The organism is Pseudoalteromonas sp. ABE4_541 (assembly GCF_056312285.1).
In genome coordinates this window covers 257,249-282,216 of sequence record NZ_JBSVEM010000004.1, presented here as the reverse complement: position 1 = coordinate 282,216, position 24,968 = coordinate 257,249, and the positions used below count along the sequence as shown (strand labels likewise).

General features: G+C 41.9%; 18 protein-coding genes. 7 read left to right on the top strand and 11 right to left on the bottom strand.

Features of this window, described 5'->3' with window-relative positions; all coding sequences use genetic code 11:
• The first annotated feature begins 212 nt into the window (after nt 1-212).
• Entirely contained in the window at nt 213-752 is a 540-nt protein-coding gene (locus tag ACW689_RS06310; RefSeq protein ID WP_476289445.1) for a hypothetical protein, read from the top strand.
• A gap of 37 nt (nt 753-789) precedes the next feature.
• Here ACW689_RS06310 and ACW689_RS06305 read toward each other — a convergent pair whose 3' ends face one another.
• From ACW689_RS06305 to ACW689_RS06295, 3 genes are all read right to left on the bottom strand, one after another.
• On the bottom strand, nt 790-1,173 hold the full coding sequence (locus tag ACW689_RS06305; RefSeq protein WP_476289443.1) for a hypothetical protein: 384 nt from the start codon (nt 1,171-1,173) through the stop codon (nt 790-792).
• Nucleotides 1,174-1,279: 106 nt separating this feature from the next.
• Complete coding sequence (locus ACW689_RS06300; protein WP_476289441.1) at nt 1,280-1,981, bottom strand: metal-dependent hydrolase; 702 nt, start codon at nt 1,979-1,981, stop codon at nt 1,280-1,282.
• Nucleotides 1,982-2,128: 147 nt separating this feature from the next.
• Nucleotides 2,129-2,872 carry a YciK family oxidoreductase gene (locus tag ACW689_RS06295; protein WP_476289439.1) on the bottom strand — a complete coding sequence of 248 codons (744 nt, stop codon included), beginning with the start codon at nt 2,870-2,872 and terminating at the stop codon, nt 2,129-2,131.
• Between the two features lie 186 nt (nt 2,873-3,058).
• Between ACW689_RS06295 and ACW689_RS06290 the strand changes: the two genes are divergently transcribed.
• Both ACW689_RS06290 and sohB read left to right on the top strand, forming a co-directional pair.
• A complete protein-coding gene (locus tag ACW689_RS06290; RefSeq protein ID WP_476289437.1) occupies nt 3,059-5,500 on the top strand; it encodes a VolA/Pla-1 family phospholipase in 2,442 nt (813 codons plus the stop codon).
• A 77-nt stretch (nt 5,501-5,577) separates the two neighbouring features.
• The gene (sohB, locus tag ACW689_RS06285) at nt 5,578-6,585 is read left to right on the top strand and encodes a protease SohB (RefSeq protein WP_476289435.1); all 1,008 of its coding nucleotides are present in this window, start codon (nt 5,578-5,580) and stop codon (nt 6,583-6,585) included.
• Between the two features lie 57 nt (nt 6,586-6,642).
• Here sohB and ACW689_RS06280 read toward each other — a convergent pair whose 3' ends face one another.
• The 4 genes from ACW689_RS06280 to ACW689_RS06265 form a co-directional block, all read right to left on the bottom strand.
• The gene (locus ACW689_RS06280; protein ID WP_476289433.1) at nt 6,643-7,017 is read right to left on the bottom strand and encodes a PH domain-containing protein; all 375 of its coding nucleotides are present in this window, start codon (nt 7,015-7,017) and stop codon (nt 6,643-6,645) included.
• Nucleotides 7,018-7,020: 3 nt separating this feature from the next.
• Nucleotides 7,021-7,923, bottom strand: a complete 903-nt coding sequence (locus tag ACW689_RS06275) for an ABC transporter ATP-binding protein (protein WP_476289431.1) — start codon at nt 7,921-7,923, stop codon at nt 7,021-7,023.
• The gene (locus tag ACW689_RS06270) at nt 7,920-8,729 is read right to left on the bottom strand and encodes an ABC transporter permease subunit (RefSeq protein WP_476289429.1); all 810 of its coding nucleotides are present in this window, start codon (nt 8,727-8,729) and stop codon (nt 7,920-7,922) included. Before ACW689_RS06270 ends, ACW689_RS06275 begins: the two co-directional genes overlap by 4 nt.
• Before the next feature lie 100 nt (nt 8,730-8,829).
• The gene (locus ACW689_RS06265; RefSeq protein WP_476289427.1) at nt 8,830-10,647 is read right to left on the bottom strand and encodes a M2 family metallopeptidase; all 1,818 of its coding nucleotides are present in this window, start codon (nt 10,645-10,647) and stop codon (nt 8,830-8,832) included.
• Nucleotides 10,648-10,790: 143 nt separating this feature from the next.
• Here ACW689_RS06265 and ACW689_RS06260 point away from each other — a divergent pair, with 143 nt between their 5' ends.
• On the top strand, nt 10,791-13,052 hold the full coding sequence (locus tag ACW689_RS06260) for an acyl-CoA dehydrogenase (protein WP_476289425.1): 2,262 nt from the start codon (nt 10,791-10,793) through the stop codon (nt 13,050-13,052).
• Nucleotides 13,053-13,118: 66 nt separating this feature from the next.
• Here ACW689_RS06260 and ACW689_RS06255 read toward each other — a convergent pair whose 3' ends face one another.
• From ACW689_RS06255 to metG, 4 genes are all read right to left on the bottom strand, one after another.
• Nucleotides 13,119-13,556: a hypothetical protein gene (locus tag ACW689_RS06255; protein WP_476289423.1), complete on the bottom strand. Its 438-nt coding sequence runs from the start codon at nt 13,554-13,556 to the stop codon at nt 13,119-13,121.
• 132 nt (nt 13,557-13,688) lie between these two features.
• On the bottom strand, nt 13,689-16,838 hold the full coding sequence (locus ACW689_RS06250) for an efflux RND transporter permease subunit (protein ID WP_476289421.1): 3,150 nt from the start codon (nt 16,836-16,838) through the stop codon (nt 13,689-13,691).
• Nucleotides 16,839-16,841: 3 nt separating this feature from the next.
• Nucleotides 16,842-18,017 (bottom strand): efflux RND transporter periplasmic adaptor subunit, encoded by a 1,176-nt coding sequence (locus ACW689_RS06245; RefSeq protein WP_476289419.1) that lies wholly within the window; start codon nt 18,015-18,017, stop codon nt 16,842-16,844.
• Nucleotides 18,018-18,249: 232 nt separating this feature from the next.
• The gene (gene metG / locus ACW689_RS06240; RefSeq protein WP_476289417.1) at nt 18,250-20,277 is read right to left on the bottom strand and encodes a methionine--tRNA ligase; all 2,028 of its coding nucleotides are present in this window, start codon (nt 20,275-20,277) and stop codon (nt 18,250-18,252) included.
• A 169-nt stretch (nt 20,278-20,446) separates the two neighbouring features.
• Between metG and apbC the strand changes: the two genes are divergently transcribed.
• From apbC to ACW689_RS06225, 3 genes are all read left to right on the top strand, one after another.
• Nucleotides 20,447-21,520: an iron-sulfur cluster carrier protein ApbC gene (gene apbC / locus ACW689_RS06235; protein ID WP_476289455.1), complete on the top strand. Its 1,074-nt coding sequence runs from the start codon at nt 20,447-20,449 to the stop codon at nt 21,518-21,520.
• Nucleotides 21,521-21,523: 3 nt separating this feature from the next.
• Nucleotides 21,524-22,117, top strand: a complete 594-nt coding sequence (gene dcd / locus ACW689_RS06230; protein ID WP_476289415.1) for a dCTP deaminase — start codon at nt 21,524-21,526, stop codon at nt 22,115-22,117.
• Between the two features lie 141 nt (nt 22,118-22,258).
• A complete protein-coding gene (locus tag ACW689_RS06225; RefSeq protein ID WP_476289413.1) occupies nt 22,259-24,727 on the top strand; it encodes an EAL domain-containing protein in 2,469 nt (822 codons plus the stop codon).
• Nucleotides 24,728-24,968 lie beyond the last annotated feature (241 nt).

The window sequence follows — 24,968 nt, the reverse complement described above, 5'->3', positions numbered from 1 at the left end:
CGATGATAGTGTGGCAGTTGCCATGTGAAAGTAGAACATCGCCAGGCACCTATTAAGAGAAAGCCCGATTCGAAAGAGTCGGGCTTTTTTGTTGTGTGCAAAATTGTCTCGTTGTCGTTAACCCTTTGCAACTATAAACCTTTTCATAAAAATAAATCTATCATATATGATATGAAACAATACGCTGGTTTCGGTTAAAAGGAATTGTAGTTTTGAAGGATGTTACAGTCACAATAGATTGGGTGCTAATTACAGGAAAGTTAATCGTATTATTTATTCTCTTACTTTGCTCTCAAGTTGGTATTAAAGAAATGTTGAGGGGAACAAGGTCAGCAAACTACATTGGGCAAACAGAGTTTTCAGTATTTGTCGTTGTTTTGATAAGTTTTTGTTTTGATTTTTTGGGCCGTTTTCTCTCTGAGGGGTTATTAACCGCAGATCTTAGTGCTGGGGCAAAACGTCAGTTATATTATCTGTTGTTTGCTGTACATGAGTTGTTGTGCTTAGTTTTGATCATTCATCTACATGAGAGACAAAAGCTCTCTTTGACACGCCACACAAGGATTATTTGCTATTTGATCGCAACAACCATCACTATGGTTGCGATGAGGTTTCTAGACCGCGTCATATTTGAAACTAATTTTCTTGGTTCAGTTTATACCTATTTCATAGTACTAATAAACACAAGCGTTGTACTGGTTATGATGAGTTATGCGCTGAGCAAAGCCATTAGACGGGTTTCCAAAAAATAATGACCTGACAGTGCGTATATTTGGGCACTATCTTTAATTATTTATGTTTACATTTAACCAATAGACTCGTCATGGCTTCTTTTTTTAGTTGCTTAGATTGCTCGTATTCTTCACGAGTGCACTTTACTTTACCGTAAACATCCTTTCTCAGCAGCGTTTCAGCCATTTGCATTTTAGGCTGGTAAATTTTCTTATAGGCGTTAAATACGCCTTTGCCATCTCTGCCGAGTTTAGCAATGAGTATGCTGATGTCTTGCTCGGTGATTAATTCACCTTTCATAAGGGCTTGTCTAATGGGTTCAATCGCTTCATTAAACTCGTTGCGTCTATCTCGACCTATGTTAAGTGAATAACCTAGCCAGGCACCTACAATCATTCCAATAAAGCCGCCAACAAGTAATCCGACTATCATTTTGGACATAGGAAAACCTCATGAGCCTTAGTTATGACTATCCACTCTTACCTAACAGTGTAATTGATAATGGGAATATTGCCCGAGCTTAATGTATTAGGCAGAATTATATCTTCTAAAGTACCAGTACATCTGGAAGTAAAGGTAGGTGCGTTAACTTTAAATACCAGTGCGTCAGAGTTCGCATGATGGACTCTTGATAGGGGGAAAGCATATATAAAGAAGCTGCAACAATACACACCTGTATCAAGCTTGCCAATGGGGAGTTGAGAGATAACGGTTTTAAGGCTGTGCCAAATGATGCCTTTAGCTCATTATTATTAATGTCGACGCTATAGCATTCATCCAGCGTCAAATGAATTAGCATACCAAGCGTTACACTGAGTGAAACGAGCAGTGCGAATTGAATTGTGCGACCAGCGATTAACGCCAGATTAGCAGCTAACAATGCACACATGAGTACATTGAGTAATGAATGACTTGCGCCCCTGTGTATGGTGAATTTTTCAAATAGAGGCTTTAGTAAATACATCACACCAACATAAACACTTATCGCGCCTAGCCAAATGCCGATTAGAGATTCAAACTCGATAAGCCTAGGAAGTGATATTGCGCCACATAATGCAAATATTGAGAACAAACTATTTAATGACTTTGAATTGTCGGCATCTAAATCAGGCAAAAGGCCTGCTAGACTGCCGATAATGAAAATGGTCAACGTGTCAGTCGTGCTGGCAATTGATGTTGCAAGGACTACTGAGCACAAGGCCGCGCTCGTGATCACAGATGCTTGCAAATGCGTTGAAAAATTTGCCATAGCTACTCCTTAATGCTGGCAATAAATATGCGGGTTAGGTCGAGTATTTGAAGTTAGTTTTGCGATGGATTTATTATGTTGTTGAAGAGAAAAGTTGGTAATTCTATTCCTTTATATCTTCAACAACATTGTTAAATGGGCTAAGCTTTATTTAGGTTGGGCGTCTAAAGATTGACCATTAATGCCAATTGAATCATCGCTCATTAGATACAAGTAGGTTGGCATAATGTCTTCAGGTGTTTTTAAAGAATCTTTATCTTCACCAGGAAATGCGGCGGAACGCATGCTTGTGTTGGTTGCACCTGGATTGATACAGTTAATGCGGATCCCTGTTTTGCCTACTTCTTCAGACCAAGTTTGCATCATACCTTCAGTAGCAAACTTAGATATTGCATATGGCCCCCAAAACTCACGTCCCTTCCTACCAACGCCAGAAGAGGTGAATACAACTGACGCGTTTTCAGCCTTTCTAAGAAGAGGAAACATGTACTTCGTGATCATAGCTTGCGCTGTTACGTTTACTTTCATAATATTTTCAAACGTTGATACACAAAAGTGTTCAAGCGGGCCCAATGAGCCTAATATAGAAGCGTTGTTGAGCAAACCATCTAATTTACCAAATTGCTGTTCGATTGTGGCTGCTAAATCGCGATAGTTTTGCTTGCTTGCTCCACGCATATCAAGCGGAACGATGGCCGGTTGTGGGTAGCCTGCGTTAACTATTTCATCATAGACGCATTCGAGTTTTTTAGTGGTTTTACCTAATAAAATTACGGTTGCACCGTGTTTTGCATAGGTGATTGCGGCAACACGGCCTATGCCGTCACCTGCACCAGTTATTAAAATTGTTTTATTCTCTAGGGCATTAGCCGGGGCATTATAATCGTGCATTTTTAACCTCAACTGGTAAATTTTGCACATTTTACCACAGGTTATCGCATTTATTGTAAATATAGGTGGCGAAAGGCTACACTTTACGTTAACTTTAACTGGTCTAATGTCTTATTAAAAACACTATTACATAGATTTAACGAATTAGAACATAAATAATAATAAGATTATGTCGGAGCCTAAAAAATGAAAAAAATGCTACTCTCACTCGCGATTTCTTCAGTCCTTGTTGGCTGTGGTGGCGGTGAAACTTTAGAAGATGTAAAAAAAGAAACAGCACCCGTATTACCTACAGCCGCAATTAAATTCGATCCGTCAAATAGCGTAATCTCCGTTCCAAATGACTTATTACTCAGTGGTACAAAAGATGGCACCCTTAACCTGCCTGGTGAGCTGGATGAAAATGGCAGCCCAGCAGTAACGCGTGCCCATTATGCTTCTCCATCATTAGCACTAGGTGCATTGGATGGTTGGTCTACACAAATGCCTTATGTCATTGATCTAAGTATACCAGCTGGCTATGCGATTGACGCTCAGTCTGTGAGTGACCCATCATCTGTACGCATTTTTGAAGTGGTTATGGGCGCGGATCAAAGTGATGAGCAGTGTAAAGATGAAGCCGCAGGTACTGCGTGTCGCTTGGTCGCTGAGTTAGAAAATGGCCCAACGGGTGATTTTATCGCGGCGCTCAACAGCACGGGCGATGGCATTGCTGTACAGCCTCTTAAGCCTTTTAAAGCAGGCAAAACTTACATTACTGTGTTGACTGACTCTTTGAAAATGGAAGATGGTCGTTCCATAAAGGCATCCTCAACGTATACATTACTTCGACAGACTGACAACTTAGTGACTGATACACAATTAGCGCTTCAAGCGGTAGTTAGAAGTTATGAAAAGGCGGTTACTTCTAATGGCAGCCTTTCGAAAGAAAACATTATTTACACTGCTGCTGCGACGATGCAATCAGTTGGGCCTGTAGTTGGCACAATTAAGAAGCTGATGGCAGCAAGCATAGCAACAGGGGCTAATCCTAAACTGACAGTGCCAGAGCAGCCTGTGATGACTGTATCGGACGCACTTGAAGCTACGATCCCAGACCCTACAGCACGGGCTCCTTTCCAAGCTGTTCAATATATGCGTGGTAGTATTCAATTGCCCATGTATTCTGCAAAACCGGCTTCTAAAGACCCTGCAAGTGCTGCTGATACATATTGGCGCGCACAGTGCGATAGCGCAGTTGCTGTTCAAGGTTATCAAGCTTTTGTAGGTGGTGTGTTGCCAGAGCCTCAAGCTGATACAAACGACGCAGCGTGTGCCGCAATGTCTGGTGGTGTTTTACGCGACTTTGGTTTAGATAGCACACGTTTCTTGACAAAATATAATACCATTCCACAAGTACAATGGTTGGCTAATGTACCTGTTCAAATTACAAAACCAATTCCAGCTTTGTTGGGAATAGAGCAACCTGCAACGGGCTGGCCTGTGGTTATTTTGCAGCACGGTATTACTACAAGCAAAGAAGCCATGCTTGGTTTAACGCTTGCGTTAAGTGCGCAAGGTTTTGCAACCGTAGCAATTGACCATCCTATGCATGGTGAACGTGGTCTAGATATTGACGGCGATGGTATTGATGATTTCAATGCGACAGATGGCAAAGGCTCGGTACTTTCATACATGAATCTATCGTCACTGTTAGTTGCTCGTGACAATCTACGTCAATCAGCAGTTGATTTGCTTGGTTTGCGTTTAGGTCTTAATTTTGTAAGCCCAACAGTTGGTTTAAATCCAACTCAAGTCAGTTTTGTTGGCCATTCATTAGGCTCGGTAGTAGCACCAAACTTTATCGCTCACGCAAACATGCCGCTTGATGCAAACGTTGATCCGTTATTTAAAGTTGAAGCTGCTGGTTTAGCGAGCGGTGGTAGCGGTATTGCTAGCTTCTTGGCAGAATCTGAAGAGTTTGGTCCATTTGTGCAAGGTTCGGTATTACTTGCTGCAAACAACCTTGCTTCTAAAGCATTTATCACTTATATCGCGACAGATGCTGCGTCTCTTTGTCCAGTTGAAGGCGTTGAAGTTAACCCAACGGATGCTCGTTATTTAGCGGCAGTGGCGCCATGTGCTTATAGCTATTACATTAAGCATTTAACTGAAACAAGTGATACTCAATCTCTTGCCGCTGTGAAAAGCATCATTCAGCAATTTGTTTATGCTGCTCAAACGGCATTAGATAGTGGTGATCCACTCAACTACGCAAGTGCCGTACAACAGCTACAAACACCTATTTACATGAGTGTTGTGACAGGCGGTGTAGATGGTAACAAGGCTGATACAGTAATTCCTCCAACGACAGCTAATCCATTATCTGGTAGTACTCCATTAGCACGTATGATGGGATTACAAACGGTATCAGCGACTCAAACGTCGGCTGCACCTATGAGCTATGTTGTAAACTTCAGCCAAGGTAATCATGGCTCAATTATTACAACATCGTTCCGTGAAAAAGCACTTGGCACACCACAAGGTCATGAAATGGCAACGGTTGAAATGCAAACACAGCTAGTTTCATTCTTGAAATCTAAAGGTTTGTATCTGCAAATAACTAACCCTGCAGTTATTGCTAATTAAGTGTAATTGATTCACTATGACAAGCCGCTGTTTAGCGGCTTTTTTTATGATTCACTGTTTATTTCTAGGAGTCTGCATTGGCATTTTTATATGAATATGGCTTGTTTTTAGCTAAAGCTCTCACCATCGTTGTGGCAGTTGGCGCGCTTATTGTGATTGCGGTGGCGGGTGCGAGCCAAAAGCCGAAAGGGGAGCAAGGTGAAATTGAACTCAAAGACCTTTCTGAGCAAATGCTTGAACGTAAAAACAGCTTTATTGAGCAAACGTTGGATAAAAAGGCACTTAAAGCCTACCGTAAAGCTCAGAAAAAGAGCGATGATGAAGAGCCTGAAGGTAAGGTGTTTGTGATTGACTTTATTGGCAGTATGGATGCGCATGAGGTTAAAAACCTCAGAGAAGAGGTCAGCGCTATTCTCAATATTGCTGATAAGAGCAAGGATCAAGTTTTAGTTAATCTAGAAAGTGGCGGAGGTGTTGTGCATGGTTACGGGTTAGCTGCATCGCAATTAGATCGAGTAAAAGGGTTTGGTTTGCCCCTGACGGTATGTATCGATAAAGTGGCCGCTAGCGGTGGATATATGATGGCCTGTGTAGCAGATAAGATCATTGCTGCGCCGTTTGCAATTGTTGGCTCTATCGGTGTGATTGCTCAGATACCTAACTTCAATAAAATTTTAAAGAAAAATGATGTCGACTTTGAGCAAATTACTGCAGGGGAATACAAACGTACGCTGACCATGTTTGGTGAAAACACTGATAAAGGTCGCGAGAAATTTAAAGAAGAGATTGAGCATACGCATGGTCTTTTTAAAACGTTTGTATCGGAGCACAGGCCCAAGCTTGATATTGCAAAGGTTGCTACCGGTGAGCATTGGTTTGCGACACATGCAAAAACCTTTGATCTAGTAGATGAAATTAGCACAAGCGATGACGTACTTATGTCTTTAGACAAAACGCACCAGCTTTATAAAGTAACTTATCGAAGCAAGAAGAAACTTTCTGAAAAAGTGGGGCTGGGTATGAGTACTGCATTTGAAAAACTAGGTTTATCAATTTGGTCAAAAATTAATGAAGCACGTTTTTAATTAAAGCACCGGAATAAAAAAGAGCGGTAAAAGCCGCTCTTTTTTATGCTTAAAGTACTACAGGGCGTACGTACTAATGATGCGGTATACATCATTAATGTTATCTCCCGCTTTAAACTCTTTACAGATTGGTTCGGGATCTGAGCCAACCCATATTTTTAGCTCTGAATCTAAGTCAAAATGGCCTGCACTTTCTTTACTGAATTTCGTTATCTTATTGTAAGGAATAGTTAGTATCTCTACTTTTGAACCGGTTACTCCTTGTTTATCAATAAGTAATAATCGCTTATTTGTGAACACGAACATATCTCTGATAACCTGATAGGCTTTTTCTACGTGTTCGTTTTCGGTGAGTGTGTTTTCGAGTAGTTCATCTAACTTGTCGTGATCTACTTCGCTTGCATTTCCTAAAATACCGCTTAAAAGTCCCATGGTTTAATCCTTCTCAAATAATTGATTTTCAAGAGTATGGCCATTTATTAACTGACGATATTGCCAGTGACGTTTGTAACAATACTTGAGTAAGTGTATATCAAATTGTTCAAACGAGGCTTGATACTCAATGATGAACTCTTTATTTTGGCTTTGCTTCACATAAAGTACGCCACTGAGTTGCTTGAGCAGCTCAAGCACATCCCGGTAGTTTTCGTTAAGCTGTAAGGTAATGAACTTACTCTGGGCGTTATCTGTGTTCCTGTTATGCGTCGTTAAACGGCCTTTTTCAAGATACAACACATGCGTACATAAGCGTTCTAACTCAGCCAAGTCGTGGGAACTTAAAATAAAACAAATGTCTTCACTCAATGAGGAGATGAGCGCTCGTATTTCTCGAGCGTTGATTGGATCAAGCCCTGCTGTTGCTTCATCGAGCAAGACGATTTTGGGCGAGCCAAGTAATGCTTGTGCAATGCTGACTCGTTTTCTCATACCGTGAGACAGCTCGGTAATATTTGAGCTGTGATTGTCTGCAAGGCCTACTAGCTCCAATACTCGGGATGTTTCTTTTTGTGCTTGTTGCTTACTATGGCCTTGTAGTGCAGCGTAAAAACTGAGTTGTTTGTTAATTGAGAAGCGAGGGTCAAGCATCGCATCTTGTGGAAGTGCGCTCAACTTTCCAAACAAAGAAGGGTGTCCTAGAGGTTGCCCCATAATCTTAACTGAGCCGCTGTCAGGTGTGAGATAACCACACAGTATGCTCATAAGAGTCGTTTTTCCTGCGCCATTGGGGCCAACAAGTGCTGTGGTGCTTTTATCCTCAATTGTAAAGCTTACGTTGTTTAACGCTGTGTTGCCAGAGAATGATTTAGATAACTGATTGACTTCTATTAATGTGCTCATAATGCGCGTCTCCTAAACAACCATAAACCAGTAGCTAAGAATGCGAATGTTTGTAATATGGGTATTAGCCAGTTGAAAAGTGAGACATTAACTTGCGGCGCGATGTCCATTAATTGCACGCCTGGAAAGACGTAAAACAGATAATCTAGAAGCGGCACATAGTATGAAAAGTACGAGAGCATAGCGCTACCTAAAGTGAAGACCAAAGTAGCAAGCACGATAGAAAGCCTTGAGGAGCTTGTAACGATATTGAGTATTGCCATCAATGCGACAAAGGGAGTACTAATAATACTGAGCTGAGCAATAAGCTTTAGTGCTAATGTAAATCCTGATAAGGTGAGTGCGGGATCTCGATACGCCATCACCAGTACAGTCGCCAAAGCCGTTAGCAATATCAAGCTTGTGACGATGATAAGCTGACCAAGAAAACGGCCAATAAATATTTCATCTCGGGTACAGCGTAGGCTGATAAATCGCAATGTTCCACGCATTCTATCCCCTACCGTTTGATCAGAGCATACGGATAGGGCAAAAACAGGAAAGCTGTACAGTGCAATTAGCCAGTAAATAACCAGTTCGGCTTGTGGCCAGCTGACTAATTCTCTCAAGCCGATATTGCCAGCGAGCTCTTGTGCTACTTCTGAAAACTCAGGGCTGCTCAAAAAGGGCACTGCTTGCCCGATGGGGTAGCGTAGTATGAGTAACCATACCATTGCAAAGGCGGCTAGCGCCAATAAACCACGCTTGGTGGCGAATAAACGAGTTAGCTCAAATTGCGCTAACTGCCACACTCTATTTAAATTCATAAGCTCTCCTTTGCACATACAGTAGCTTGTTATGCAAAGGAGATAAACAGCAAATGTGTTTCAGAGTGTGGCTGTTTGTTACATTTAGAGTATTAACACATTACCAGCCGCACTGACGGCCTTTATTTTGCTCATCTAAATATTTCTTTAATGGTGCAAAGTAATCTAGGATTGCAGTTGCATCCATTTCTTCTTTGCCAGTAACACTTTTCAGCGCTTCTTGCCAAGGACGACTGCTACCCATTTCAAGCATTGCATTTAGCGTTTCGCCTGCTTCTTTTGATTTGTAAATAGAGCAGCGGTGTATCGCTTCTTTATTGTCTGCCGCTTCACATAATGCGCGGTGGAAATCAAATTGTAGAATATGGGCTAAAAAGTAGCGTGTGTAAGGTACATTGCCAGGTACGTGATATTTTGCACCAGCGTCGAAGTCTGCTTCAGTACGTTCAATAGGTGCTTGAATACCTTGATACTTTTCACGTAAATCCCACCATGCTTGGTTGTATTGCTCTGGGCTGATCTCGCCAGAGAATACCTTCCAACGCCATTGGTCAACTAATAAGCCAAATGGAATAAATGCCACTTTGTCTAGTGCCATTTTCATTAATAAACCAATGTCTTTTGATTCATCAGGCACGTTATCCAATAGGCCAATTTCCTTAAGATAACCTGGTGTTACAGAAAGGGCGATAGTGTCACCAATTGCTTCATGGAACCCATCATTTGCACTGTCTTGATAAAAGATAGGTTGGTTTTTGTAAGCACGCTGATAGAAGTTGTGCCCTAGTTCATGGTGGATAGTTGAGAAATCATCGCCGGTGCGTTGAATACACATCTTGATACGAATATCATCTTTGTTATCCAGATCCCAAGCCGATGCATGGCATTGTACGTCACGATCACGAGGTTTCACAAAAAGTGAGCGCTCATAGAAAGTGTCTGGTAGTGGAGCAAAGCCCATTGAAGTGAAGAACTTTTCGGCACCGCGTACCATGTCTAATTCTGAATAGTCGTGCTCTTCTAGTAATTCAGTTACGTCATAGCCAGGATCAGCATTGTCTGGTGCGACTACATCATAGATGTTGGCCCACTGTTGTGCCCACATATTACCTAATAAATGTGCTGGAATAGGCTGGTTCTGAGGCACTTTATCTTCGCCGTATTGCTCACCTAATTTTGCTCTAACATGGCAGTGTAGGGCGTTATATAAAGGCTTGACTTGACCCCAAAGTCTATCTAGCTCTTTGCCAAAATCATCAGCAGGCATATCGTATTTACTACGCCACATTGCACCAGTGTCTTTATATCCTAGTTCTTGTGCCCCTTCATTTGCGAGTACCACTTGCTGTTCAAATAAGGGACGCATTGGTTTTGATACTTCTCTCCAGCCTTGCCAAATGTCGAGTAACTCGTTGTAATCTCGGCTAGTTGCCATTTTTGCAGTCAGATCGCCTAAGCTTTGGCACTGGCCTTCTTTACAGTAGGTTCCTTTTGCGTAGATGCCGTCAAGCTCAGCAAGTAAAGAAGCAAGTTCTTCCGATTTCTTTGGATCGGCAGGCGCCGCCATAGTTAGTTGTAACTTCAGCTTATTCATTTTACGACGGTTGTCATCGCTCAAATTCAATGAATCAAAACGCGCCGCTTCTGTCGCTAAGCGAACGATTGTATCCGTTGATTCTTGGCTTACGCTTGCAGCGAGTGATGCTGTGTCTTCAGTTACAAAATTTGCGTAGATCCATTGAGCTCGATTACCTTTGATACTGAGTTCTTCTAATGTTGCTTGTGCATTCGCGAGGAAAGTCTCTGCGTCTTTTTCTGTAAGCTTAGGCGTATTATTTGATGTGCTGTTACAGCCTGATAGTGAAAGCGCAGCGGCTACTACGCAAGCACCTAGACTTAGCTTAAATAGTGGTTTCATGGAGTTGTCACTTGTTGTTATATGAGCGCCGAATAATAGCAGCGCAGTGGCTTTGGAACAAATGTCTTGAGATCAAACAATCAGTTTAATTGAGTTTGAGCAAATCTTAAGCATACTTAGAGAACGAAGAACAGGAGGTTAGCATGAGTATTGTCGTATTATTGATTGTTATAGTGTGTATTATCTTTGCTATTCAGCCCTTGCGCTACAAAGTGATTACTTTGCCAGTTATGCGCTATTTTACGCGTTCTTTACCAGCGCTTACTCAGACAGAACAAGAGGCGATGGAAGCGGGGGGCACCTGGTGGGATGCTGAGCTTTTTTCAGGCAATCCAAATTGGCACAAATGGCACAATGTTGAAGCACCTAAATTGAGTCCTAGTGAGCGCTCTTTTGTCGACAATGAACTGAATACTTTGCTAAATATGCTGGATGAAGAAAATATACGCGCCAATAAAGACTTGCCGAAAGAGGTCTGGGCGTATTTAAAAGAGCAAGGTTTCTTTGCGTTCATAATTCCCAAAAAATATGGTGGAAGGGCGTTTAGTGCGCAAGCTAATTCGACCATAGTTGCAAAAATTGCGAGTAAGAGCATTTCTACAGCGGTAACGGTTATGGTGCCAAATAGCCTTGGTCCAGCGGAGTTGCTGCTGCATTACGGTACACCCGAACAACGCGAGGAGTGGCTACCCAAATTAGCCAGTGGAGATGCTCTACCATGTTTTGCATTGACATCATTGGATGCGGGATCGGATGCCGGCTCAATTCAAGATTTCGGGGTGGTATGTGAAAAAACCTTTAAAGGAAAGAAGGTACTCGGACTAAAAGTTTCTTGGTCTAAACGTTACATTACGCTAGCGCCTGTTGCCTCTGTACTTGGGTTAGCTTTTAAAGTGTATGATCCAGATGGACTGCTTGGAGAAAAGAGTGAGCTTGGCATTACCTGTGCGCTTATCCCGACAGAACATAAAGGGGTGAAAACTGGCCAACGTCACAATCCACTCGATCAGGGCTTTATGAATGGCACGACCGAGGGTAAAGATGTGTTTATACCACTCGATTGGGTGATCGGTGGGCAATCTGGTATTGGAAAAGGTTGGCGCATGCTTGTATCTTGTTTAAGTGTAGGGCGAGGGATATCACTTCCTGCACTGAGCGCAGGCACCGCTCATCTATGCACCCGGACGACATCAGCGTACTCATTTGTAAGAGAACAGTTTGGTTTGTCGCTGTGTGAGTTTGAAGGGGTTCAACAAAGTTTGGCCCGTATACTTGGTTTGACTTATAGCGTTGAAGCGTGTCGACAAACTACGGCGCAAGCAATTGATATGAACAAGAGCCCAGCGGTTATCACCGCGATTGCTAAATATCACCTTACTGAAATGTCTCGTATCGTCATGAATGATGCGTTAGATATTCATGGTGGTAAAGGGATTCAAAAAGGGCCAAATAATTACTTAGCAAATAATTATACGGCTATCCCAATATCAATTACGGTTGAAGGCGCTAATATCTTGACCCGAAATTTGATGATTTTTGGTCAAGGCGCAACGCGCTGTCACCCATACATTCTAAAAGAGATGCAAAATATCCAAAATCATGAAGGCGATGATGGGTTGCGAGAATTTGACAAGTTGCTTATGACACACCTTCAGCACTCAACAATGAATGGGCTAAAAGCGTTTTGGTTAGGGATAACTCGGGGGCATGGTACACGTGTTTCTATCTCTGGTTCTACACAAAGCTATTATAAAAAGTTGACTTGGTTGAGCACCTGCTTGGCCGTGAGTGCTGATATGGCGATGTTACTGTTGGGTGGTTCTTTAAAGCGCAGAGAAATGCTATCTGCGCGTTTAGGTGATGTGCTGAGTCACTTATATTTAGCATCTTGTGTATTAAAAAAATATGAGCATGACGGACGCCAGCAAGGAGATTTATGTGCTGTTGAGTATGCGTTGGCTCATCATCTAGATGCGGGCTTTAACGCTTTGGATGGTTTTATTGACAACTTCGCGAACCGCTTTTTTGCTCAGGTACTTAAAAGGTGGTTTTATTTGTTTGGTCATGGCCAAAAAGGGCCCAGAGATACTTTGATAGAAACGCTTTGTAGCAATGTAAACAAAGATAAGAATGCGCGCGAGAGAATAAGCCATTTATGCGTAGTTGAGTCATCAGGTTGTATTTTTGAGCTAGAACAAGCCTATCAAAGCCAAAAAGGACTCAAACAACTTCGTAAGAGAGTGAAGCAATGGCAAAAAGAGCGTCGAGCTGACGATTACGATAAAACATTCGAAAATGTTTTAGATGAAGCGCTGGCAAACCAAATTATCACAGAAGCAGAAAAGCAATCGCTTTTAGCGGCAGAAGTATTGCGTCAAAAGGCGATTGCTGTCGATGTGTTCTAGCGAGAGTGTTTTGCTCTGTGAGCTATTATTTTTGTGTAAAAACACCAAACAACACGCCGTAATACTTTATCGGGCAAATGGGTCGGCCAAAATTTTGTCGATGTACCATTTGCCTTTTTTCTTGAGCATATTAACGCTACGCATGTCATCAACCTTTTCGCCATTAAAATAGCCTGTAAATATGAGGTTTACTTTTGCATGGTCCCCGTATTGCTCGCGAAGGCTTGCATTGGTCATATCTATTTCAATTGTCACTTCATCAAAGCGCAGGTTAACAAGGTTTCGAGTAAATTGAGAAGCTGTACCATAAGAGCGCATGATCCTAGCTAATCGAGGTGTAGCATGCTCTAGGGCAAGGTTTAAATTATTTTTGTTATACAGTGCGTCAAAAAATATCGTCGCTGTATATCCAGGAGTATCTTCGTCACCACTTGGCTTATCTTGCTCACCACAACCCACCAAAAGCAGGCTCAATGAGACTAAAAATGCGTAGATTAGTTTCATAATAATTAGCAATGGTTGTCGATACATCTTAGTTTGTAAGCAAAATTGCAATAAGTAAAGCTTTAGGATGAGTAGATATAAAAAAAGCTCAGATATATCTCTGAGCTTTTTGGTTGGGAAGATACCGTAGAATTATGAATGTTGCTCTGTTGCTGCTGAGTGTGGTTTGGAAGATTTAAACCACTTTTTAAACAATGCTTTGATGTCTTCTAGCATGACATACTGACATGGGATAAGGATCAGTGTGATGACGGTTGCAAATAGAACCCCAAATGCAAGCGATACAGCCATAGGTATCACTATTTTTGCTTGCAGACTTGTTTCTGTAATGATGGGCACTAGTCCGATAAAAGTCGTCAACGAGGTAAGTAAAATGGCTCTAAAACGTTTACAACCAGCTTCTACAACAGCCTGTTTTAACGCGATGCCTTCAGCTCTTGCTTTGTTAACAAAGTCGACCATAACGAGTGAATCATTTACTACGACCCCGGCCACGGCAATAATACCGAAGAAAGACAAACTGCTCATTGTCATACCCATCACAATGTGACCGATAACCGCACCTACAACACCAAAAGGAATAACCGACATAATTAAGATTGGCTGTGAGTATGAGCGTAATGGAATTGCTAGTAGAGCAAAGATGATCATCATTGATAGCATGAAATCTCTGATTTGCTCGGCGACACTGTCCATTTCTTCTTGAATACGACCAGCAACGTTGCTTGAAACACCAGGGTAGTTTTTCAACAGCGATGGTAAATACTCGTCACGAATCTCTTCAGCGATTTTAAATGGTTCAGCTTGGTTAGTATCAACCGATGCCCACACATTCACGGTACGCTTGGCGTTTTCGCGACGGATACGGTTCACACCATCAACCAGTTTTACATTCGCAACTTCAATGAGGGGAACTTCAGCACCATTCGGTGTCATGATGCGCACATCTTGAATGTCACTGATTGAATTGCGATATTCTTCAGGGTAGCGGATCATTACTTTGATTTCTTCACCAGCACGTAAGATACGTTGAGCTTCCAGACCGTAGTAGCTGAAATTAACTTGTGATGCGATATCCGCTAATGTAAGCCCCATGCTATAAGCAAGTGGTTTCAATTCAAGTTGTACTTCGTCTGTGGCACTTTGAGTCGAGTCGTTGATATCACCGACGCCTTCAATGCTAGCCAGTTTATCTCTTAATTTGTTCGCCACTTCTTTTAGTTGATCTTTATCTTTGCCTTCTAAGCGGAAGTTAATATCACCATCGTCGCGGCCCCCATCCATGATGCTGTCGCGGATGTTCAGCGTTTTGACACCTGGCAGTGGTGGCATTTGTTCACGCCACAGAGCACTTAAAGCAAACGTATCGATAGGGCGTTCATCTGGTTCAACTAAAATAGCCATGATGTTGGCTCGTGTTCTGCCTCGTAAACTCACAGACAGATCTCGTACCATGCCTTTACCGTATTCAGCTTCAATTTGCTTATCTACCTCTAAGATCAGTGCTTCAACTTTTTGCGCAGTTTGTAACGTTGCTGATTCCGATGACGATAGATTCATTTCGATAGAAATTTCTGGAAAGTCATGGGGTATCTTAGGATTAGCAACAAACTTCACAAGTCCACCAGCAAACAAGCCACCAGTTACGATGATAATGGTTAAAAAGCTAACGAAAACAGTGTAACGGTAGTGAATACAGCGTTCGATAAATGGACGATATAAGTTTCCGATAAAGTGTTTTAAACCACCATCGAGTTTTTCGCGTAAACGATGAAACGGATTGTTCGGGTTGCTTGGCTTATCTTTCATGCCTGCTAAGTGGGCTGGCAGAATAAGCTTTGACTCAATTAATGAGAATATCAAACACAGGATGATAACGCCGCCGATTGCTTTAGAAAACGCTGCTGCTGGACCTGTTGCAAATGTTTGTGGTAAGAACGCAGCCACTGTGGTGAGTACACCAAATGTCGCGGGCATGGCCACACGTTTTACGCCTCGTACTACGTTATCTAAACTATGACCGTGCTTTTCGATTTCAGCATGGGCGGATTCGCCTACGACAATCGCGTCATCAACCACGATCCCCAGAACTAGAATAAATGCAAATAAAGATGCCAAGTTAATGGTAATGTCTAGGGCACCGATTGGCATCATCAAAAATGCGCCAAGAAATGACACTGGTAGACCCATCATTACCCAAAATGCCAGTCTCACGCGTAAGAAAAGCGCGAGCATTAACATAACTAAAATACCGCCTAAGATCATGTTTTCAATCATCATGTTCAGACGACCATTTAGGTAATAAGTGAGGTCAACTAGCGGTTCTATTTCCACACCTGCAGGCAATGTATTTGCACGTGCATCGAGGTAATTTTTAATTGTGGTCGCAACTTTAGTGATATCTTGATCTTTTGATGCTTGAATCTCAAAAGTTAAAGAGTTTCTGCCATTATATTTAGAGTATTGTAAGCCTTCTTCAAAGCCATCATGAATTGTTGCAACATCGCCTAAACGAATTTGAGCACCGTCTTCAAGTGTGATCAATGGCAGGTTAGCAAACTCATTGCCTCGGTAGGCTTGGTTTTCGACACGCATAGAGATGTAACCATTTTCTGATCGAATTTGCCCTGCTGACATGTTTGCCGAGAATGATTGCACAGCCTTTGATATATCTCTGAAGCTTAAACCAAACTCGCGCAATTTGTCTGGACTGACTTCAATCCCGATTTCGTAGTTAAGACCACTGTGAAATTCAACCAAGCTTATGCCAGGTAAAGCAAGCATCTCATCATGTATGGTGTTGCCTAGCTCTTTAAGATCTTTGTTGCTAAGGTCGCCGTTTAGAGATAGCCACATGACTTCTTGTTTGAATTTATCATAACTAACCACTGGACGTTCCATCCCAACTGGGAAGCTTGGAATTGAGTCAATTTGCATTTTGACTTCATCAAGCACAACCAGTGGTTCGTAGTGATCTTCCACTTCAATCCAAGTTTGTGAAAAGCCTCGGTTAGAGTAGGTAATGAGTCGCTTGATACCTTCGAGGCCTTCCATTGCTTCTTCGACCTTGATGGTGATACCTTCTTCAACCTCCTGTGGTGCGGCACCTGGGTATACAGCTTGTACGCTTAACCAATGGCTCTCAAATTGAGGGAACATTTGTTTTCTAATTGAAAACGAAGTAAGTAAGCCCCCAACCAAAATAAATATCATGAGTAAATTTGCGGCAACAGGGTTGCGAGCAAACCAGGCTATAATGCCTTTTTCTTGATGTTCGCTCATATCTTATTCCTCTTTCAACGCAAGCTGTGTGTTGGCCATTTGCTCAGTATCGCCATCTAGTCGTAATTGCATTCCCTCTGTCGGATACTGCAAAGCTGAGGTAATAAGTTGTGTGCCTGTTTCCATATCAGTTTGAAATATGGTTTGACCGTTGTGCTCTCGAAGCACATTCAGACTTTTAAAGCTGAGTGTTTTATCTGCGTTTAAGATAGCAATGCGACCATCCTTTACTAAATGTTGAGGCACCGCCGCCGCGTTTTGTATCGTTTTGCCGTTGATCGAGGCGTTTAGATATGTACCGAAACGCAGTGCTCGTTCGTGTTCAGAGTAAGGTTGTTCAACTTGAGCAACTAGGTAAGTCATGCGACTACGCTCATCAATTACACCTTCACTGCGTACAATTTTACCTGTCCACTGTGTTTGTTTACCGTGAACATGTGCTGTGAGTGTCACGTCAGCATTAATACCACCATTAACTAAGTATTGCAGTTCATTATCAGCAACAGGCAGGCGCACTTCAGCAACAGACACCGCGTTAAGTGTGCCAAATGTGCTTCCAGAACCTACCACGCTGCCTAAACTTACAGAGCGACCAGCAACAATGGCATCATAAGGTGCTTTTATATAGGTTCGTTCTAAGTTGCGCTTTGCGCGTTTTACGCTCGCTTGTGCCGCCCTAAAACTTGCTAGCTTTTCTGCAAGCTGTGGCTTACGCAAATAAAGCTCTGACGGAATGGTCTCATTGGCGTTGTCTTTGATGCGCTGCCACTCTGTTTTTGCTACATGGGCCTGCGCTTGTTCTATTTCGAGTGCTGAACTTGCTCGAGCCAAGTTGGCTTCGGCTTCTATCAACGCTGCTTCATAGTCGTTGGGGTCGATACGGGCTAAAATGTCGCCTTGCTTAACAAAACCACCTTTAACAAACTGCTCTGAGACGGAAATGACCTGACCGCTAACTTGTGCGATCAACTCGGTATTGTACTTAGGCTTTACGATGCCATAAGAGTCAACCTTGAGTTGCATTGGTGCAATCACAATTGGACTTGCTTCTACCAAAGGGTGAACAATTTGTTCTGGTTTTTCTTCAGGGGGGGCTTTCATTGCTGAAAAGGCACCTGCAATTGCAATACCACCGACGAGCACTGCAATGGGTAATATTATTTGTTTTTTACTAGCCACGTTAATCTTCCTTCCAACTGTTGATGTTGTTGTAATCGAGCATTGCTCAATATCACTATCCAAATATTAAACGAACAGATATGTCTAGGTGTTTATTAACGTAGGAAAGATGTAACAAAGCATTACATATTTGCTGCTTTGTAATAATTTGACGTAGTTTTATACAGGTAAGGAGGGAACTAATTGGAAACAGGCAATAAAAAAGGCCTCAGAGAGGCCTTATCTATTAAATTTACATGACTCGCATACCAGGCTCTGAGCCCTCATCTGGGTTTAGAATGTAAATCTCTTTTCCACCTGGTCCTGCTGCCAACACCATACCTTCAGACATACCGAAGCGCATTTTACGAGGTTTCAAGTTTGCTACCATCACGGTAAGTTTGCCTTCGATATCTTCTGGCGCGTAGGCAGATTTAATCCCAGCAAATACTTGACGAGTTTCACCGCCTAAGTCTAGCGTTAGCTTAAGTAATTTCTCAGCACCTTCCACATGTTCTGCTTTTGCGATACGAGCTACACGTAAGTCCACTTTTGCGAAGTCGTTGAATTCAATTTCCTCAGCGATAGGCTCTTTCGCAAGTGGGCTGTTTGGATCAAGTTTTGGCTTGTTAGCCGCTTCTAAGCTTTCTTTTGACTCTTCAACCATCAAGTTCACCTTATCCATTTCAACGCGTTGCATAAGTGCTTTGAATTTACCGATTTCATGACCAATTAATGGCGTTTTCGCACTTTCCCAACTGAGTTCTGTTTTTAAGAATTGCTCAACATTAGCGGCCATCGTTGGAAGCACGGGTTTCAAATAGGTAAGTAACACTTTGAATAAGTTAAGACCCATTGAACATACTTGGTGTGCTTGCTCTTGTGTGTCTTCATTTTTGATCAATACCCAAGGTGCTTGTGCATCTATAAACTGGTTGGCTTTATCGGCTAACGCCATGATCTCGCGAATGGCTCGACTATATTCACGGTTCTCATAATGTTCAGCAATGGCATCGGAAGCATTTTGGAACTCTGCTAACAGCGCCGGTTCCATAATGGTTTGGCTCAGTTTACCATCAAACTTCTTGGTGATGAATCCAGCACAGCGAGATGCAATGTTAACTACTTTACCAACAAGATCAGAGTTTACACGCTGTGCAAAGTCTTCAAGATTTAAATCCAAGTCCGTGATGCCACTATTTAGTTTGGCCGCGAAGTAATAACGTAAATACTCTGGATCAAGATGGTCTAAATATGTACGGGCTTTGATAAAGGTGCCTTTTGATTTAGACATTTTTGCGCCATTGACTGTAACAAAGCCATGAGCAAACACATTGGTTGGCTTTCTGAAGTTTGCGCCGTCTAACATTGCAGGCCAAAATAGGCTGTGGAAATAAATAATGTCTTTACCGATAAAATGATAAAGCTCAGCGTCTGAACCTTCACCCCAGAATGCATCAAAGTCAACACCCTGTTTGTCACAGAAGTTTTTGAAGCTGGCCATGTATCCAATCGGTGCATCAAGCCACACATAGAAGTATTTCCCTGGTGCGCCAGGGATCTCAAAGCCAAAATAAGGTGCATCACGGCTGATGTCCCACTGTTGCAGCCCTTCTGCAAACCATTCTTCTAGTTTGTTAGCCATTTCAGCCTGCAAAGAACCTGAGTGTAGCCACTCTTTCAACATGTCTTCAAACGCAGGCAAATCAAAGAAAAAGTGCTCAGAGTCTTTAAGCACAGGTGTTGCACCTGACATCACTGAACGAGGGTCTTTTAGTTCAGTTGGGCTGTAGGTTGCACCACATGCATCACAGCTGTCACCGTTTTGATCTTCCGCGTTACAAGTTGGGCAAGTACCTGTGACGAATCGGTCTGGCAAGAAAATGCTCTTTTCTGGGTCAAACAACTGAGAGATAGTACGCTTTTTTATATGACCCTTGTCATTTAAACGGTTGTAAATAAGAGCGCTAAGTTCTTTATTTTCGTCACTATGAGTACTGTGATAGTTGTCAAACTGGACATTAAAGTCAGCAAAATCACGTTGACGCTCGATGCTCACGTTCTTAACCATCTCTTCAGGCGTTATACCTTGTTTTTGCGCATTCAGCATGATTGGCGTGCCGTGGGCATCATCGGCACAAACATAATAAGTTTCATGGCCACGAAGCTTTTGGAAACGAGACCAAATGTCAGTTTGGATATATTCCAGCATGTGACCTAAGTGAGTAGGTCCATTTGCATACGGTAATGCGCTAGTAATGAGAATTTTTCTCTTAGTCATAACTCTTCCAAGATTGTCGCGTGGCTGCGGTTGTTTTTCAGCCAAAACGCTATGTTAAAGCTCACACTGTTTATTTACTTACGTGTAAAGCGTCAATAGACTGGTTTTAATGAACCGAATGTTACATAATTCCGTGGCCTTTTTCACCACTAGAGCACGTTTTATTTCTATGTTCGGCCTTGATAAGCTTTTTAAAAAAAAGAACTCCTTAGAAGAGATCATTTTCAAAGAACTTGCAAACTACAAAAGCAGTGTTTTTCCGCTCGGCATTGAAGCGCAATGGGTGAGTAAAATTAGTCAGTCCGAAGAGGGCATCACTGTGCAGATCACATTACCGTTTGCAGCTAAAAATATACAAGGTGCTTTAAGTGATTATTTGACACAACATTGCGCCCAACGCATAGCTGTAGAGGTTTTGACGCAGCTGCCAGCAACCTATAAATACAAAAAGATAAAGCACATTGTTTTGGTTGCTTCTGGTAAAGGGGGGGTAGGAAAGTCAACAACAGCGGTAAACTTGGCTCATGCCTTGGTTGAGGAGGGTGCCAAGGTCGGGGTGCTAGATGCCGATATTTATGGTCCGTCAATTCCTTCATTATTTGCAGCACAAGATGAAAAGCCCACAACGCAAGATAACAAAACTCTCAACCCGATTGTAAAAGAGCATATAAAAATTCAATCTATCGGCTTTTTAGTCCCTGCTGAAAATGCAACAGTATGGCGAGGGCCGATGGCATCTCAAGCGCTTAATCAGTTATTAAATGAAACCCAGTGGGGTGAGCTTGATTATCTCATCGTTGATATGCCGCCAGGCACTGGAGATATTCAACTCACTATGACTCAGAAAGTACCAGCAAGCGGGGCGCTTATCGTAACAACGCCACAAGATTTGGCGCTTGCTGATGCGCAAAAGGGCATTGCGATGTTTGAGCAAGTGCAATTGCCTTTGTTAGGGTTAATTGAAAACATGAGCCATTTTATTTGCGGTCATTGTGGCGAGAAAAATCATTTATTTGGTCAGCATGGAGGAGAACAATTGGCGATGCGTCATGGCGTTCCTCTGTTGGCTGAAATTCCTTTAAACACTCAGATAAGAGAAGCGTCTGAACGAGGACGCAGTGTTGCTGAACAAAACACAAGTATGTTTGAACATTACACTTCATGTGCACAAGTAATCAGTAGCATGCTTTATTATCAAACATTATCGTCGCCAGCAGTCGATATTGTTATTACGGATGACTAGTCAATGAGATTATCAGATACACATATAAAACAAGCACTCAACGAGAATAAAATTAACATTGAACCACCACCGAGTGACGAGATGATCTCTGGGATTACCGTTGATTTAAGGCTTGGTAATAAATTTAGAGTATTCCAAGATCATGCGGCTCCTTACGTTGACTTGAGTGGTCCAAAAGACCAGCTTAACGCGGCAATGGAATCGATCATGAGTGATGAAATTGTGCTAGAAGATGGACAGGCTTTCTTTCTACACCCTGGTCAATTAGCGCTGGCAATCACCTATGAATCAGTAACGCTACCAGCGGACTTGGTTGGCTGGCTTGATGGACGTTCGTCGCTTGCACGTTTAGGTTTGATGGTACACGTAACCGCACACCGCATAGATCCCGGTTGGTCAGGCAATATTGTATTAGAGTTTTACAATTCGGGTAAATTGCCTTTAGCTTTGCGTCCCAAAATGAAAATAGGGGCACTGAGTTTTGAAACTATGACCAGTGAAGCGCAAAAGCCTTACAATGTCAGAACAGATGCGAAATATAAAGGCCAAAACAGTGCGGTTGCCAGCCGAATAAGTGCTGACAATAATAACGACTAACGCTCAGCAAAGCGGTGTAGCGAGTCTACACCGCGTCTTCTCTCATTATTAAATTCTTAGAACTTCTGGCAATACCAAATAAAGCTTCCATACTCAATATTGGCTAAGTGCTTTTATTATGATGCTGTTCAAGGAGTCGAGATGTGTATCGCCCGTGTGGTCCATTCATTATTAATATCATATATGCTGCTTTTGAGTTGTGTGTGTAATGCGGCATCAAGCGCTATCTATTCAGATGTTAGTAATCAGGTAACGATTGAAGAATTGTTAGCAAGAAAAGTGGAATTCAACACGCTAACTGGTCAGTTACCCATAGCACAAAAGCTGGTATCCACATGGCTAAAAATTGACGTATCTAACACATTGTCTGAGGGGCAAAAGCAAGCAATTTACCTCGATAAACCCATTGACAGCCAAATTGTGTTCTATCTTGTGCAAAATAACTTAGTGGTAAAAGAGGTCAAAGTTGCCAGTGATAATAGCGCGCCAAGTAAATTACAAAGTATATACCCTCACATTTGGTATCCAACCAATGCATCCGATACACAGGTTTACATTAATATATTTGTACCTTATCAGGTTAAATTTGACTATTTAACTCAAACACAACAAGATTTTACTTCTCACAGCGAACAAAAATTATTTTGGTATGGTGTAGAACTTGGCTTACTGTACTTTTTCTCGTTAATTTTTTTAGTGACTGGTGTTATTAGCAAAAGAAAGTATTTAGTCATTTTAGCGGCATACATAGGTTTTCTAACCATTGAATGCAGTACAAACAGTGGTTCTATCTACTATTACCTACCACAGATAATTGCTCAGTTTCTCTCGCATTTCAATGGTACTTGGCTAGTTATTGCTTGTGTGATGGGGCTATTCTATCATCAACAGTTTTTTGCCGTGGCTAACAGCAAGAAAAAGCTTAATCAAGTTATTAAAGTAAGTGCGGCGCTGCTCATGCTTTCAGTCTTGTTTTCATTTGGTTTTTATACACCCTTGTCGATACAATTTCAGGCGCTGGCATCGATTTTGACAATTGCCTTGATGGCAATGACTTACAGACATTGCAAACAAGATTATCCCCATGAATCGCTGATTGTTGCAGCCGCTTGGGCGCCCATGTTTGTGTTAGGTATTGTTTGGATATGCATGCAGTTTGGGTTCGTGACCAATGGCAGCTTAATTGGCACAAGTAAGCTGGCGATTATGAGTCATGTAACTTTGTTGGCTTTTAGCGTTTATGCGCGAGATAAAAGACAAAAAGAAGCTTTTGTCTTTTATAGCCTACACGACCCTGATACTGGGTTGGCTAACCGCTTCTCACTGAATCAATATCTTGAATCTCTGTTACATAAAAACGCGCACCATACTTTGCTGTTGTTCAAACCGTTTGTGATTAAAACTATCCGTTTGAACTTAGGTACTGAGCAAGCAAATAGGCACTTGAAAAGTTTATTTGAACGACTTGCAGTGCAATTAGAGAGGTATGCGGCATATACAGTCGATGAGCAAAACGAAAAGACAGAAATTTTTCGTCTAGATGACAGTACATTTGCCATTATTTTACACGGAAAGCTCTCTCTTAGTCAGGTAGAGCAGTATGCTTGTATATTGTCGTCTGTTTTTGAAGAAGGCATTCTTTACAAAGGCACTCGATTAATTGACGAAATTGAAATTGGTGTAGCTAATTCACCAATACACGCCAAAACGGTGGACTGCTTAATTCAAAGAGCTCTACTGGCGCTCTCGAGTAAGTCTACGCTCAATGAACGATGGCAAATATTTGATTTGGCTAATTCGGTCATCTCTCAGCGGAAAATGCGCTTGGCTTCGGGGTTAAAAGACGCGTTGGATAACGACGGTTTTGCCCTATATTTGCAGCCACAAGTGAACTTAAATACAGGTAAAGTACATGGTTCAGAGGGGCTATTACGCTGGTTTCATCCAGAATTTGGGCAAGTACCTCCAGATGAGTTTATACCAATTGCAGAGTCTTCAGGGCTTATCCACTTACTGACGGAGATGGTTTTATTAAAAGGGCTTAATTATCAAAAGCGCATTGTAGAACAGTATCCAGGACATGTTTTATCACTCAACATATCTGGAAAGGATTTAGCCAGGAAAGAGCTTTTGGTACATCTAATTACATTGGTCAATGAGCTAAACCTCAATCCTTCACAAATTATGATTGAAGTAACTGAGTCTGTAACGATAGCGAATCAACACAAGTTAAAGAGTGTTTTAGATGACTATAAAAGTGTTGGTGTAAAGCTCGCAATTGATGACTTTGGTACGGGTTATTCGTCATTGGCATATTTAAGTTACCTTGGATTTGATGAGCTTAAAATTGATAAACAGTTTGTCATGGATATAGAAAGTTCTAGTAGCAATCAAAGCATCACTAAAGCGATGACGGACATGGCGCATAGTTTAGGGTGTAAAGTGGTTGCTGAGGGTGTTGAGAGTTTAGAGTGCTTTACTAGGCTTCAGCATTACGGTGTTGATTATGCACAAGGGTATTTCATCTCCAAACCGCTTGAGTTTGACGAGTATTTACCTTGGTTATATCAAGCAAGTCAAAGTGACGAAGCGAAGCGGTTTTTAGTGTAGTGCTCTCTAATACCAATCCACAATAACACTTAATCATTCAGGGGAATTAAACCTGATGATAGCGGCGTTAAAAATTTCTCATTTAGAACAACTAAAGAACGAAATTCTTACCTAGCCTATTTTGATGTAGGTACCTTGGCGATAGCAGGACGCGGTAGCGGAATGGTAATTTTGTACTAATTAGATATGATAAAACGCAACTGTGTTGGTTCTCTTTATTGTCTCCATTTTTTCACTGGTT

What these genes read in the sequence shown, in the direction of transcription:
- ACW689_RS06305 (WP_476289443.1), bottom strand. Translation starts at nt 1,173, where the DNA reads ATGTCCAAAATGATAGTCGGATTACTTGTTGGCGGCTTTATTGGAATG.
- ACW689_RS06275 (WP_476289431.1), bottom strand. Translation starts at nt 7,923, where the DNA reads ATGAGCACATTAATAGAAGTCAATCAGTTATCTAAATCATTCTCTGGC.
- ACW689_RS06255 (WP_476289423.1), bottom strand. Translation starts at nt 13,556, where the DNA reads ATGAAACTAATCTACGCATTTTTAGTCTCATTGAGCCTGCTTTTGGTG.
- ACW689_RS06300 (WP_476289441.1), bottom strand. Translation starts at nt 1,981, where the DNA reads ATGGCAAATTTTTCAACGCATTTGCAAGCATCTGTGATCACGAGCGCG.
- ACW689_RS06295 (WP_476289439.1), bottom strand. Translation starts at nt 2,872, where the DNA reads ATGCACGATTATAATGCCCCGGCTAATGCCCTAGAGAATAAAACAATT.
- ACW689_RS06225 (WP_476289413.1), top strand. Translation starts at nt 22,259, where the DNA reads ATGTGTATCGCCCGTGTGGTCCATTCATTATTAATATCATATATGCTG.
- ACW689_RS06250 (WP_476289421.1), bottom strand. Translation starts at nt 16,838, where the DNA reads ATGAGCGAACATCAAGAAAAAGGCATTATAGCCTGGTTTGCTCGCAAC.
- ACW689_RS06270 (WP_476289429.1), bottom strand. Translation starts at nt 8,729, where the DNA reads ATGAATTTAAATAGAGTGTGGCAGTTAGCGCAATTTGAGCTAACTCGT.
- ACW689_RS06260 (WP_476289425.1), top strand. Translation starts at nt 10,791, where the DNA reads ATGAGTATTGTCGTATTATTGATTGTTATAGTGTGTATTATCTTTGCT.
- ACW689_RS06280 (WP_476289433.1), bottom strand. Translation starts at nt 7,017, where the DNA reads ATGGGACTTTTAAGCGGTATTTTAGGAAATGCAAGCGAAGTAGATCAC.
- dcd (WP_476289415.1), top strand. Translation starts at nt 21,524, where the DNA reads ATGAGATTATCAGATACACATATAAAACAAGCACTCAACGAGAATAAA.
- apbC (WP_476289455.1), top strand. Translation starts at nt 20,447, where the DNA reads ATGTTCGGCCTTGATAAGCTTTTTAAAAAAAAGAACTCCTTAGAAGAG.
- ACW689_RS06290 (WP_476289437.1), top strand. Translation starts at nt 3,059, where the DNA reads ATGAAAAAAATGCTACTCTCACTCGCGATTTCTTCAGTCCTTGTTGGC.
- ACW689_RS06265 (WP_476289427.1), bottom strand. Translation starts at nt 10,647, where the DNA reads ATGAAACCACTATTTAAGCTAAGTCTAGGTGCTTGCGTAGTAGCCGCT.
- metG (WP_476289417.1), bottom strand. Translation starts at nt 20,277, where the DNA reads ATGACTAAGAGAAAAATTCTCATTACTAGCGCATTACCGTATGCAAAT.